The sequence below is a fragment of the Campylobacter concisus genome (assembly GCF_002914005.1).
GTDB classification, from domain to species: Bacteria; Campylobacterota; Campylobacteria; order Campylobacterales; family Campylobacteraceae; genus Campylobacter_A; species Campylobacter_A concisus_N.
The window spans coordinates 1-13,576 of the sequence record NZ_POZU01000009.1; the positions used below are offsets into that span (position 1 = coordinate 1).

The 13,576-nt window shown below is 39.8% G+C and carries 13 protein-coding genes and 2 pseudogenes; 14 read left to right on the forward strand and 1 reads right to left on the reverse strand.

What is annotated here, in order from left to right:
• The 14 genes and pseudogenes from CYP54_RS09775 to CYP54_RS00850 form a co-directional block, all read left to right on the forward strand.
• The coding region (locus CYP54_RS09775; RefSeq protein WP_181001481.1) for a hypothetical protein at positions 1-248 on the forward strand (248 nt) is incomplete at its 5' end.
• A gap of 250 nt (positions 249-498) precedes the next feature.
• Positions 499-2,781: pseudogene (locus CYP54_RS00795) on the forward strand (ribonucleoside triphosphate reductase).
• Positions 2,782-2,865: 84 nt separating this feature from the next.
• The gene (locus tag CYP54_RS00800; protein WP_103603813.1) at positions 2,866-3,540 is read left to right on the forward strand and encodes an anaerobic ribonucleoside-triphosphate reductase activating protein; all 675 of its coding nucleotides are present in this window, start codon (positions 2,866-2,868) and stop codon (positions 3,538-3,540) included.
• Between the two features lie 74 nt (positions 3,541-3,614).
• Complete coding sequence (locus CYP54_RS00805; protein ID WP_103603814.1) at positions 3,615-4,760, forward strand: iron-containing alcohol dehydrogenase; 1,146 nt, start codon at positions 3,615-3,617, stop codon at positions 4,758-4,760.
• 29 nt (positions 4,761-4,789) lie between these two features.
• Positions 4,790-5,431 (forward strand): NAD(P)H-binding protein, encoded by a 642-nt coding sequence (locus CYP54_RS00810; protein ID WP_103603815.1) that lies wholly within the window; start codon positions 4,790-4,792, stop codon positions 5,429-5,431.
• Positions 5,428-6,198 (forward strand): SDR family NAD(P)-dependent oxidoreductase, encoded by a 771-nt coding sequence (locus CYP54_RS00815; protein ID WP_103603816.1) that lies wholly within the window; start codon positions 5,428-5,430, stop codon positions 6,196-6,198. The genes CYP54_RS00810 and CYP54_RS00815 overlap by 4 nt, the downstream gene beginning before the upstream one ends.
• Before the next feature lie 69 nt (positions 6,199-6,267).
• Positions 6,268-7,704: a subtype B tannase gene (locus CYP54_RS00820; RefSeq protein WP_103603817.1), complete on the forward strand. Its 1,437-nt coding sequence runs from the start codon at positions 6,268-6,270 to the stop codon at positions 7,702-7,704.
• Positions 7,705-7,720: 16 nt separating this feature from the next.
• Positions 7,721-8,401 (forward strand): putative quinol monooxygenase, encoded by a 681-nt coding sequence (locus CYP54_RS00825; protein ID WP_103603818.1) that lies wholly within the window; start codon positions 7,721-7,723, stop codon positions 8,399-8,401.
• Between the two features lie 8 nt (positions 8,402-8,409).
• Complete coding sequence (locus CYP54_RS10035; RefSeq protein ID WP_258033575.1) at positions 8,410-8,541, forward strand: hypothetical protein; 132 nt, start codon at positions 8,410-8,412, stop codon at positions 8,539-8,541.
• A gap of 25 nt (positions 8,542-8,566) precedes the next feature.
• Positions 8,567-9,979, forward strand: a pseudogene (locus CYP54_RS00830) (tannase/feruloyl esterase family alpha/beta hydrolase).
• 29 nt (positions 9,980-10,008) lie between these two features.
• Positions 10,009-10,569: an NAD(P)H-dependent oxidoreductase gene (locus tag CYP54_RS00835; protein ID WP_103603819.1), complete on the forward strand. Its 561-nt coding sequence runs from the start codon at positions 10,009-10,011 to the stop codon at positions 10,567-10,569.
• Positions 10,566-10,790 (forward strand): DUF2798 domain-containing protein, encoded by a 225-nt coding sequence (locus CYP54_RS00840; RefSeq protein ID WP_103603820.1) that lies wholly within the window; start codon positions 10,566-10,568, stop codon positions 10,788-10,790. The genes CYP54_RS00835 and CYP54_RS00840 overlap by 4 nt, the downstream gene beginning before the upstream one ends.
• Positions 10,791-10,883: 93 nt before the next feature.
• Entirely contained in the window at positions 10,884-11,528 is a 645-nt protein-coding gene (locus CYP54_RS00845; protein ID WP_002940712.1) for a ferritin family protein, read from the forward strand.
• 103 nt (positions 11,529-11,631) lie between these two features.
• The gene (locus tag CYP54_RS00850) at positions 11,632-11,922 is read left to right on the forward strand and encodes a DUF5339 domain-containing protein (RefSeq protein ID WP_021091917.1); all 291 of its coding nucleotides are present in this window, start codon (positions 11,632-11,634) and stop codon (positions 11,920-11,922) included.
• Positions 11,923-11,952: 30 nt separating this feature from the next.
• On the opposite strand, the gene CYP54_RS00855 is transcribed toward CYP54_RS00850, so the two are convergent.
• Positions 11,953-13,521 carry a DNA recombination protein RmuC gene (locus tag CYP54_RS00855; protein WP_103603821.1) on the reverse strand — a complete coding sequence of 523 codons (1,569 nt, stop codon included), beginning with the start codon at positions 13,519-13,521 and terminating at the stop codon, positions 11,953-11,955.
• Positions 13,522-13,576: the final 55 nt, after the last annotated feature.

Sequence of the window (13,576 nt, forward strand, 5' to 3'; positions counted from 1 at the left end):
GTGGTGAGATAACAAAAGCAGTAGAAAAACATAGCGATTGTGAAAGGAATATTAACTTTCATATAGAATATTTATTTTTTGAAAAATGGTTAGAAAATCAAAATATTATTTCAGACATAGGATTTGATATGTTGAATCTTGTATATGGAAAAATAGATATAAAACAGTTAAAATCTCATAAATTATTATCTCCACCAAGTGAAGCAGATATGGAAAAGTATATTCTGGATATCTATAAAATTAAATAGCCATAATGCTATATGATCTAATTAATATACTAATTTAAAAACTAAAACTAAAATAATTATTTAAGTAAAATAATCAAATTTTAGTTTTTAATACTTAAAATACGTAGATAAATACTTAAGAAAACTCTCTAAAATTTTATATTTTTTGATAAATATTATTAAACAAAATAAAATAGTTATCTATTATTTAAGCTTTCTTGTCCTATACTTTTAAACTTTATATTGAAAAATTTAGAAGAAAGAGCGAGTAATGCGTGAGATTTTGAAGAGAGATGGCACAAGACAAGAATTTGTAGCATATAAGATAGTAGATGCGATAAAAAAGGCATTTGCTAGCGAAAATTTAGCTTATGATGAGAAAGTTTTTACAAATGTTGTCCAAGATATCTTTCAAAAGTCAAGCGCAATAACAGTCGAAGACATCCAAGATGCGATCGAAAAAGAGCTATTTAATAGCGGATATTTCGATGTTTTAAAAAGCTTTATGCTCTACCGCCACACACACAAGCTTCAACGTGAGCAAATTTTAGGCCTAAATGACGATACGACTTACATAAATTCAACTCAAACGATAAATGAGTATATAAACGGCACCGACTGGAGAATTTCTGCAAACTCAAACACAAGCTACTCAAACGCAGGCCTTATAAACAACACCGCCGGTAAAGTCATAGCAAACTACTGGCTAGACGCTGTTTATAGCAAAGAAGAGGGCCTAGCCCACAGAAACGGAGACTACCACATCCATGACCTTGACTGCCTTACAGGGTACTGCGCTGGCTGGAGCTTGCGAGCTTTGTTAAATGAGGGCTTTAACGGCGTTCGTGGTAGGGTCGAGAGCAAAGCGCCAAAGCACTTTAGAGAAGCGCTTTATCAAATGGCAAATTTCTTAGGAATTTTGCAAAGCGAGTGGGCAGGCGCTCAAGCTTTTTCTAGCTTTGATACCTACCTTGCGCCTTATGTTTTTAAAGACGATCTAAGCGACGCTGAGATCAAAAAGGCGATCACTAGCTTTATTTTTAACTTAAATGTGCCTGCGCGCTGGGGACAAAGTCCATTTACAAACGTAACTATTGATATCACTTGCCCAAGCGACCTAAGAGATCAGATCCCAACGAGCGATGATATACACCTCTTTACAAATGTAAAAGATGAGAAAATTTTGAAAAAAGCAAACGAGCGTGGTAGGAAAAATTTGATCGATATGACCTACAAGGACTTCGAGCCTGAAATGGCACGCATAGATAAGGCATTTTACGAGGTTTTAACAGCTGGCGATAAGTGCTCGCAGCCTTTTACATTCCCTATACCAACGGTAAATATCACAGAGGATTTTGACTGGGATAGCGAAGTGGCGGATGTACTCTTTGAAAATACTGCCAAAATGGGCTCAAGCTACTTTCAAAATTTTATCGGCTCACAATACACTTATGACGAAAATGGCAATAAGATAGAAAACGAAAAAGCCTACAAACCAGGACATGTCCGCTCTATGTGCTGCCGTTTGCAACTTGATCTAAGAGAGCTTTTAAAACGAGGTGGTGGTCTTTTTGGTAGTGCTGAGATGACAGGCTCGATCGGAGTTGTGACTATAAATTTGGCTCGCCTTGGATACAACTACAAAGGCGATAAGGTCGCACTTTATAATAGACTTAGCTATCTTTTAGAACTAGCCAAATCGACACTAGAGAAAAAGCGTAAATTTATACAAGAGATGTATGACAGAGGGCTTTATCCTTACACGGCGAGGTATCTAAAGCACTTTAATAACCACTTTAGCACGATCGGTATAAATGGTATGAACGAGCTTCTTAGAAATTTCACAAATGATAAAGAGAATATCTCAACAAAATTTGGACGTGATTTTGCTATTGAGATGGTCGAGTTTTTGCGCGACAAGATAAGGACATTTCAAGAAGAGACTGGAAATTTATATAACCTTGAGGCGACTCCAGCTGAAGGCACAACATACCGCTTTGCCAAAGAGGATAAAAAGCGCTATCCAGACATCATCCAAGCAGGTGGTGGGGAGAATATTTACTACACAAACTCAACCCAGCTTCCAGCAAATTTTACAGATGATGCTTACGAGGCACTTGATTTGCAAGATGATCTTCAGACTTCATACACTGGTGGCACAGTATTTCACCTTTATATGAAAGAAAGGATCAGCTCACCTAAAGCTTGCAAGGAGCTTGTAAAGAGCATAATCTCAAATTATAAGCTTCCATATATCACGATAACGCCTGTATTTAGCGTTTGTTCAAAACATGGCTACATTGCTGGAGAGCATGAATTTTGTCCGCTTTGCGATGCAGAATTAATAGAAAAAGAGAAAAACAATTCCAAATAAGGAGAGGAAATGACAGAAAAAGAAATTTTAGAAAAAGTACAAGACAAACGCACAAAATGCGTAGTCTATACTCGTGTTATGGGTTATCACAGACCAGTTGAGAGCTTTAACCTCGGCAAAAAAGGTGAGCATAAAGAGCGTATTAAATTTGATGAATACGCAAGTTGCTGCAAAAGATAATCACCGCAGCCAATAAAAACATAAAAACTCAAATAAAAAAGGCACAATCTTCTGTGCCTTTTAAATCTCAAAAGGTCCATAAATTTGCATAAAGTCTTTAGTATAACGCCATTTACTACGCTTGATTATCCAGACAAAGTGGCTGCGGTAGTTTGGTTTGCAGGCTGTAATATGCGATGCGTGTATTGCTACAATATAGAAGTTGTAAATTCAAATGGCAATATAGAAATGGCTGAGGTTTGTAACTTTTTAGACCGCCGTATAGGTAAGCTAAATGGTATTGTCTTTAGCGGTGGCGAATGCACAGCAAATCCTTTGTTTTTAAAACTTGCAAGAGAGGTTAAGTCAAGAAATTTTTGCCTAAAAGTTGATACAAATGGCTCTCATATTGAGATTTTAAAAGAGGCGATAGGCGAAGGGCTGATTGACTATATCGCACTTGATTTTAAAGCGCCAAAAGAGAAATTTATGGGCGTAACTGGCTCAAATTTATATGAAAAATTTATTAGCACGCTAAAATATCTGCTTGAGATAAATTTCGATTTTGAAGTAAGAACAACCGTGCATGCAGACTTTCTAAACGAAATAGATATTTCTTTGATGTCTGAAATTCTTTATGACCTTGGATATAGAGGTAATTATTATTTGCAAAAATTTCTTAGCACAGGTGAAAATTTTGGAAATTTAGTTGATGCTAAAAGTAGCTTTGATCCGAAAAAAATCATCTCAAAACTTCCTATCAGACTAAGAAACTTTTAAATTTCTACTCATTATTTTTAACAAAAATTTTTGCTTTGCAAAACTATAATCATTAAAACTAATAAGGAGAAACTATGCAAAATTTTAGCTTTTTAAACCCTACAAAAATAGAATTTGGCAAAGACAAAGAGCAAAATATCGGCAGATATATGAAAGAATTTGACGTTAAAAAGACGCTTATCATCTATGGCAGCGATAGGATCATAAAAAATGGCCTTTTTGATGTGGCAGCAAAGAGCCTAAGTGCAAATGGTATCGAGTTTTGCAAGATAGGCGGTGTGAAGTCAAATCCAGTGCTAAGCAAGGTAAATGAGGCTATAAATTTAGCTAAAAAGCAAGGTGTCGATAGCGTGCTAGCCATAGGTGGTGGCTCGGTGCTTGACACGGCAAAGGCTGTGGCTGCTGGAGTTAAATATAACGGCGATGTTTGGGACTTTTTTACCGGCAAAGATCCAAGTGAAGCACTTATGATATTTGACATCATAACGCTTGCAGCAACTGGCTCAGAGATGAACGGCAGCTCGGTCGTCACAAACGAAGCCACAAAACAGAAATTTGCCATGCACGGCGCTTGTCTTTACCCAAAAGTGTCTGTGATAAACCCACTTCTTCAAGCAAGCGTTAGCAAAGAGTACTTGGTCTATTCAGCCTCAGACATCATTGCTCACAGTATCGAGGGATACTTTACGGCTAGCATCCAGCCTGAGATCATAAATTTATACATCGAATCAAACATAAAAACAGTCATGAAAACAACAGAAAATTTACTAAAAGAGCCAGGTGATTACGATGCTAGAGGCGAGTTTGCTTGGGCTGCTACGATGGCACTAAATGGCTTAACTTACGTTGGCACAGCTGGCTACTCTTATCCAAATCATATGATCGAGCACGCCATAGGTGCGGTGGTTGATTGCGCGCATGGAGCTGGGCTAAGTGTCGTGATGCCAGCTTGGATGAAGTGGTATAAGAGTAGAAATTTAGAGGCATTTAAGCGCTTTGGCAAAGAAATTTTTGGCGTAGATGACGCAGACGCAGGCATAGAGAAGCTAAAAGAGTGGTTTAGTAAGATCGGCACACCAACAAGCCTTATTGAAATCGGCGTTGATGAGTCAAATTTAGACGAGATCATGACGCTAGTTTATGACTACGCCAAGGGCAGGGGCTTGGAGCAAATTTATACAAAAGAGGCCATAAGTGAAATTTTTGCCTTAGCGAGATAGAATTTATCTAAATTTTACAAAGGAAAGATATGAAAAAGATCGCCCTTATAGCTGGAGCCAGCGGCGCTTTGGGAAGTGAGATTTTAAAAAAATTATGCGTGAGCGAGCATTATAGCAAGGTTATTGCCCTTGTTAGGCATGAACTAGAATTTACTCACGAAAAGCTTGAAGTAAAAGTAATAAATTTTGACGAGCTAAAAGATGAGGTGCCATTTATCGCTGATGATGTCTTTTGCGCACTTGGCACGACGATGAAGGTGGCAAAGCACAAAGAGCAGTTTTATAAAGTCGATGTGACATATCCGATAAATTTTGCCAAATTTGGCTTGGAGTGCGGGGCAAAACGCTTTGTCTTGCTCTCGGCTGCAGGCGCAAACAGAAAGTCAGGCTCATTTTACCTAAAGGCAAAAGGTCAAGCAGAAGCAAAGATAAAAGAGCTTGGATATAGCTCATTTCACATCGCTAGGCTGCCACTTATCGAGGCTGAGAGAAAGGAATTTAGACTTGGCGAGTATCTGGCGATAAAGGCGTTTAAATTTATCCCAAAAGGCTTTTTTGACGAGTATAGACCGATGAAGGCAGCTGATATCGCTAAAGTGATCGTGCAAGTAGCGCAAGATGACCACAGCGAAGGTGTCAAAATTTATAGTCCGGTGGAGTATGCGAAGTGAAAAGATACATCGCCATCACTGGAGCAAGCTCAGGTATAGGAGCGGCGGCGGCAAAGGCATTTGCAAGGCGCGGGGAGAATTTGATCCTTGTTGCTAGACGTGGCGAGCTTTTAGAAAATTTAAAAAGTGAGATAGCTAAATTTGCAAATGTCGATGTCGTGATAGAGCTTTGTGACCTTTCAAAGCAAGAAAATGCCCTCTTGCTTTGGCAAAAATTAGAAAAATTTGAGCTAAAAGCGCTTATAAACAACGCTGGCTTTGGCGACTATAACAAGGTCGGCGAGCAAAATTTAGAAAAAATCACTCAGATGATAAATTTAAACATCATCTCACTTGTGACGCTCTCAACGCTCTTTACTAAAAAATATAAAGACAAAGATACGCAGCTTATAAACATCTCCTCGATAGGCGGCTACAAGATCGTGCCAAACGCCGTCACATACTGCGCTAGCAAATTTTTCGTAAGTGCCTTTAGCGAGGGACTTTACCACGAGCTAGCACAGGACAAGCAGGCGAAAATGCAAGCAAAAATGCTGGCCCCAGCTGCTACAAAGACAGAATTTGGCATGGTGGCAACTAGCAAAGAGAACTACGACTACGACAAAGCGTTTAAAAAGTATCATACGAGCGAGCAGATGGCGGAGTTTTTGCTTCGCCTTTATGATAGCCATTACTGCGTTGGCTCGGTCGATAGAGATAGCTTTGAGTTTAGCCTAAGTAAGCCAAAATTTGACTATGCGGTCAAATACGAGCCAAAAGATAACTAGGCGCTAAAGCCCTGGTAGCCTACGCCAAGGATGTGGAGCAAAAAGTAGGACAAAATAAAAAGGCAGATCATGAAAGGTGTTAGAGTTGCTATTTTAGGGGTTTGTTTGGTGGGCACTTGCTTTGGAAATGAACTTAAATTTGATGAAAGCAAATTTGAGCTAAAAAGCGTGCAAGTTGGCGAAAGGACGCTTAAATTTAGAGCATATGAAGGCATAGTCTATGTGGCAAAGCCAGTTAGCGACTATGAGGTACTAAATTTTTATGTGCCAGAGGGTAAATTTAGCGACCAAAAGAGCGCTATCCTTATGCCAAACGCGATCGGCGGCTACATGAGCGCAGTGCCACAAAAGCCAGAAATCCAAAACGAAAAACCAAATGCCACCCTTGAAGCGCTTCTTAGAGGCTACGTCGTGGCAAGCGTTGGCGCTAGGGGTAGGACGCTAAAAGATGGCGAGAAATTTATCGGCAAAGCCCCAGCTGCGATAGTCGATCTAAAAGCGGCCGTTAGATATCTTAAGTTTAACGACAAATTTATGCCAGGTGATGCAAATAAGATCATCTCAAACGGCACGAGCGCAGGCGGCGCGATGTCGGCACTTCTAGGCGTTAGCGCAAATGCAAAAGAGTATGAGCCATATCTTAAAGAGCTAGGAGCTGCAAGAGCAGACGATCAAATTTACGCAGCTTCAGTTTATTGCCCTGTTACAAATTTAGAGCATGAGGATGAGGCGTATGAGTGGATGTTTGGGGATTTAGATAAATTTGAAAGGATAGACTTTTCAAGTCTTGATGCAAGCACCTTTAACGACAGGAGCAAAAAGCCAAAGACTATCACAGGCGAGCTAAACGCCACGCAAAAAGAGCTTTCACGCGAGCTAAAGAGTAAATTCCCAGCCTATCTAAACTCGCTAAATTTAAAAGACGCCAAAGGCCACGCGCTAAGCCTTGATGAAAATGGCGAGGGCAGCTTCAAAGAGTATATAAACGATCTCATCTCAAGGGCATTTACCGCTACAAAAAGCAGCGACAAAAGCACGCTCACGCCTAAATTTATCACTCTTGACACGCAGGGCTGCTCGCTTGGATATACATTTAAGCTTGAAGACTTCATCGCCTCGCTAAAACGTGCCAAAGAGGTGGTCGCCTTTGACGGACTTGGGCTAGAAAATCCTGAAAACGACCTCTTTGGCGATAGTAAAACGCCTACAAAGCACTTTACTAAATTTGCAAAAGAGCGAAGCAAAGGCGAAATGGCGGAGGCTAGCGTCATAAAGATGATGAATGCGATGAACTACACTAAAAACAAAGAGGCGGCAAAATTTTACCGCATAAGGCAGGGGACAAACGACACTGACCTAGCCCTTGCCGTGCCTGCTATGCTCGCACTCTTGCTTAAAAATGCTGGCAAAGAGGTTGATTTTGAAGCGGTCTGGGGACAAGGACATGGCGGCAACTACGACCTTGATGAGCTTTTTGCTTGGATTAAAAGAGTGATAGAAAGATAAATTTATAGGAGTTTTGATGTTTAAAAAGCTATTTTTACTAGCGGTTTTGGCGGCTTTTGCCTTTGGTGCAGAGGCAAAAGTGAGCTTACACGAGCTACTTGCGACGCCAAATAACAAGACTTTACTAAAAGAGCTTGGCAGGGAAAATATTCTTAGCTCCAAGAGCGAACCAGGCACGCAGGCGATGTTTTTCATGAGCGCAAAGAGTAAGCCAGAGCTATTTTACGTGCTTGAGTTTTACAAGGACGAGGCGGCTTATAAAAAACATACTAGCTCAGAGCAATTTAAAAAATTTGTAAGTGAGAGTAGCGAAATTTTAGCTAGCAAAAAGGCTATTGGTGTGAAAAATAGGGCTGCGTATTCTAAAAATTTAACTCCAGAGCGGCTAAAAGAGGCGTATTTTCGTATCACAAATTTAAGCCTCAAGGCAAAGAGTGATTCAAAATTTGAAAAGATCATCAAAAAATATATGCAAAAAAGCGTAGATGAGGGAGCTTACGCACAGTTTGTCTTTAGTCAAAAAGAGGCACCTAATAAGTGGGTGCTGGTTGAAATTTACAAAGACGAAGTTAGCTTTGAGAGCTACCGCCACAGCGAAAACTACAAGGCTTACGCAAAAGAGCGAGCTGGGCTAATAGATGAATTTGACGGCTTTGCTCTCAAAAACGAGACCTCATTTAGCAAGGTAAAATTTTAGGAGATGTTATGAAGAAAATTTCACTTTTTTGCGCACTAGCGCTTGTTAGTAGCACGGCTTTTGCCATTGATAAGGCAGGACGTGAGAGCTTAAAAGGTGAAAATTTTAAACAACGAGATGATAGATGCGGTGTGGAATGAGAGTGGCGAAGTATCAGCTGATAAAATGTCTGCACTAACTGGTGGCAGTAAAAATAATATCAAAGTAAAGCCTCACTGCGTGGTGCATGGCAAACTCTATAAACGCACTGGAAGTGACGGCAAAGAGTATGCGATAGACTATGAGCTAAGGCTGCCAGAGCAATGGAATGAGAAATTTTTATTTCAAGGCGGGGGCGGTATGGACGGCTTTGTAGCGCCTGCTCTTGGCGCGGTGCCGATACGCACAAGCACAGCCACGCCAGCGCTTCTTAGAGGTTACGCGGTCGTCACTACAAACTCAGGACACCCAAAACCAACGGCTGAGTTTGGGCTAGATCAGCAAGCAAGGCTAGACTACGCCTACCAGGCGATCGGCAAGGTAACGGACGCAGCTAAGCAAATTTTAGCTGCCGCATACGCCAAAAAGCCAAAGCATAGCTACTTCATGGGCTGCTCAAATGGCGGCAGGGCAGCGCTCATAGCAGCCCAGCGTTATCCGCTAGAATTTGATGGCGTCATCGCTGCAAACCCTGGCTTTAGGCTATCTCGCGCGGCGATCGCTCAGCAGTGGGATAACCAAGCCCTTATGAAGATAGCTCCGAAAAATGAAAAAGGCGAGAAAATTTTTGCAAATGCCCTAACTAAGGACGACCTTGAGAAGCTAAGCCACGCCGTACTAGAAAAATGTGATGCCTTAGACGGACTAAAGGATGGGATCATAAATGCTTGGGAGGCGTGCAAATTTGATCCAAAAAGTCTAAATTTAGATAAGTAAAAGATAGAGGCGATAGAGAAAATCTTTAACGGAGCCAAAAACAGCAAGGGCGAGCAAATTTATAGTGGCTGGTTTTACGACTCAGGCGTGAGCGCTGAGGGCTGGAGGCAGTGGAAGCTAGGCGACTCACAAAGCGTCAAGCCAAACGCTAGAAATATCACGCTTTCAAGCGGCTCGGTGAATTACTACTTTTTAACGCCCGCGCAACCAAATTTTGACACGATAAATTTTGACTTTGACAAAGACACGCCAAAGACTTTCGAAACCGTAGCGATAAATGACGCTATCTCAACAAGCCTTAGCACATTTAGCGCAAATGGCGGTAAGCTAATCATAGTAACTGGCGTCTCAGACCCAGTTTTTTCGGCAAAAGATCAAAGGGACTGGTTTAAAAAGCTAGAGGCTGATAATGAAAATAGCCAAAATTTCGCGGCATTTTTTGCGCTACCTGGGATGAACCACTGCGGTGGCGGAAACGGCATAGATGACGTCGATCCTCTTAGTGCGCTTGAAGCGTGGCACGAAAAGGGCGAAGCGCCAAAGAGCATGCTAGCAAAAAGTAGGACCTACGCTGGCAAGGAATTTCTAGCGTGTGCGTATCCAAAGGTGGCTACATACGTGGGTGGCGACACGAGCAAGGCAAGTAGCTTTGTTTGCAAATAAATTTAAAGAAGTAAATTTAAGGAGAGAAAATGAGTGAAATTTTAGTTGTATCAGGTCACACTGACCTTGAAAATTCTTTTGCAAATAAGATAATTTTGAGTGAGCTAAAAAAGTACGTGCCAGAGGCTAAATTTGACATACTAAGTGAGCTTTATAAAAACTACGCTATCGATGTAAAAGCCGAGCGAGAAAAGCTAGTAAAGGCTGATGTGATCGTGCTTGTTTATCCATTTTTTTGGTACGGCGTGCCGTCACTTTTACAAAAGTGGTTTGAAGATGTGCTAGTTCATGGCTTCTCTCATGGCAGCAAGGGAGATAAGCTACGTGGCAAGAAGCTGGTGCTTTCATTTACCTCTGGAGCGCCTGAGGAGCTTTATAAAAAAGAAGCGCTTCAGCGATACGAGATAGAGGAATTTTTGCCACCACTTAAGGCACTAGCAAATACTTGCGGGATGGAGTTTGCAGGATATATTTATAGTGGAGGGCTTTCGTATCAGAGTAGGCACGATGAGGCAAAGCTTGCTTTGATGAGGCAAAAGGCGCTCGATCATGCAAAAAGACTAGGCGAGCTGATAGGCAAAATTTCATGATACCAGCAAAATTTTATAGATATATTTTTGCGTTTATAATGTCAGCATTTATGGCGTTTTTTATGTCATTTGTGCTGACATATTTAAACCTTGGCTTTGTTGATGGCTTTGTAAAAATTTGGCTAACTGCTTACGTGAAAGCCTTTGTAGTGGCGTATCCTATGCTTTTGCTAGTCTCTCCATTTGTAACGAAACTCACACAAATTTTGTGTAAAAAATAAAATAATAATATACGTTATCAATAAAAATTATTATTTACTTATTTTAATTATTTGGTTATAATCCACTCAAAATTTATCAAAATAGGAGTCAAAATGAGACAGTACGAAACATACAAATGCGAAAAATGCGGCAACGAGATCGAGGTGCAAAAGGTTGGCGGCGGTACACTAACCTGTTGCGGCGAAGAGATGAAATGTGTGACTGAAAATTTAACAGCGGTAAATTTAATGAAGGCATTTGCTGGCGAGTCACAAGCTAGAAACAAGTATGAGCTTTACGGCGATCTAGCCAAAGAAGCAGGCTATCACGCAATAGCTAGACACTTTTACGAGGCAGCTGAAAACGAAAAATGGCACGCAAGGGCTGAGTTTAAGAAGTATCACGAGATGATGAACGATCCGATCGATAAGATGGATAAAAATTTACTTGATGCGGCAGCTGGCGAAAACTACGAGCATACGACGATGTATCCAGACTTTGCAAAGATCGCAAAAGAAGAAGAGCTAAGAGATGTTGAAAGGCTATTTAACGCTATCGGCAAGGTTGAGGTTGAGCATGAGAGAGAGTATTTGGAGCTTAAAAAGATGCTTGATGAAGAGGGCTTTTTTGAGAGCGACGAAGAAGATATCTGGGTTTGTGAGGTGTGCGGACACGTTCATAGAGGCAAAAAAGCTCCAGGCGCTTGCCCACTTTGCAAAGCTCCAAAAGAGTATTTTAAACGCGAATTCTTAGGCTAAAAAGCCAAAATTTTAGCCAAGGCGCTTGTCTTGGCTATTAATTTAAGTCATAAAATATTATAAAAATGATACAATCCTTTCAAATTTTCACAAGGAGAAAGAGATGAAAAAATCACTTTTAGTTTTAGCTACTCTTGGCTTTGCACTAAGCCTAAACGCTGCAGATCTTACAGATACTTGCAAATCATACTTCTCAGACATCGATAAGATGGTTGAAGCTTACAAAAAAGCTGGTCAAGATCAACAAGTAAAAATTTATGAAGATCAAAAGAAACAATCAATGGATCAACTTGCTGCACTTCCAAAAGAGCAACAAGACGCTACTTGCAAACAAGCTAAAGAGATGTTTGCTCAAGTAATGGAACAAATGAAAAAACAAGGTCTTTTAAAATAAATTTTTATGGCTAGTTTTTCTAGCCATATCCTAATCCTCTTTTTCTAATTCGTTATTTACGCCGATCTCTTTTACTTCTATATCTTTTTGCTCATCTGGAGACAAGCGTTTAAAATTTTCAAGTCTACTAACAAGACCATCTCTACCACTAAAACTTGATGCAAGGGCGTTAAAATGTTTATTTGCGGTATTTAGTGTATTGTTAAGTCTATTCATATGCTCGGCCACATTGCGGACTTTATCATAAATTTTAATCGCACTCTTTACGATATTTTTGGCCTCTTCATTGCCACGCTCTATGCGCCATAAATTTGCCACTGTGCGAAGAATAGGCATAAGCGTAGTGTGAGATACTAGTATTACGCGCTTTTGAAATGCGTAGTCAAAAAGTGAACTATCAAATTTCATAGCCTCGATATATGCTGGCTCAATTGGTATAAACATCAATACAAAATCAGGACTATCAGGTACGATCTCACCGTAATTTTTGCTATTTAAGCTATCTATGTGATTTTTCATAGAAGCAATATGCTCTTTCAATGCTAAATTTAGCTCCTCTTCATTGCTAGCTGTGATAGCCTTTTCGTAAGCTATAAGTGAGACTTTAGAATCAACTATTAGGTGTTTGCCATCTGGTATCTTTACTATAAAATCAGGAATAAGACGTTTGCCTTCTTCGTTCTTGAAATTTTGTTGTGTCAAGTAATGCTCATCTTTTATAAGTCCAGAAGCCTCAAATGTGCGTTCAAGCTGTATTTCACCCCAGTTTCCAAGTGTTTTATTGCTACCTTTTAATGCAGTAGCTAGTGAGTTTGCCTCTTTTGACATTGAGATACCAATCTCACTTATGTGCTTAATCTGCGTTCCTAGTGCGCTCATGCCTTTAACTGACGCGTCATGGACTGCGTTTACGCGCTCTTGAAAGGTTGAAATTTGTTCCTTTAGTGGCTTTAGTAAAAGATCTAAAGAATTTTGGCTATTTTGTGTGAAATTCGCACTTTTTTCTTCAAATATTTTATTTGCAAGATTAGAAAATTCCAAATTTAACTCATTTTTTACTTTTAATAAATTTGCCTCTTGCTCTTTTAGGCTATTTTCTTTTGCTTCTATTTCATTTCTAAGCACAGCCATATCACGTTTTAATCTATTTTCTCTCTCACTTGCTTCAGCTAAATCATTTTTATTTTGATTTAGCTCGGCTAGAGTTGCAGTGAAATTTGCCTCGTTATTCTTGGCCCTTTCATTTGCTGTACCGATACTCTCTTTAAGCTCGTTTATCATGCGCTCCATCGCATCTTCAGCTTCGTCTTTTTGTGCTATTTTGGTTTTTAGCGCATCGATCTCACTAACAAGCTCGTCTATTCGCTCGTGATTTGACATAAGTCTTGCTTTTTGCTCACTGATTAGCTGCAGATTTTCACTATTTTTAGATACTAAATTTGTTAGATTTGATGAAATTTCAAAATTTTCTTGCTCTTTTTGCGCCAAATTTCTCTTTAGCTCGAGTTTGTCTCTATTAAATGAATAGATGACAAATATCGCAATCAAAAATAGTACTCCTAAAAATATGGCAGCATAAAAATAGAAATCTTGTTGCATTTAGTATCCTTAAAAAAATGAAGAAATTTTTATATTTTTACAAAAGCAAATAGAC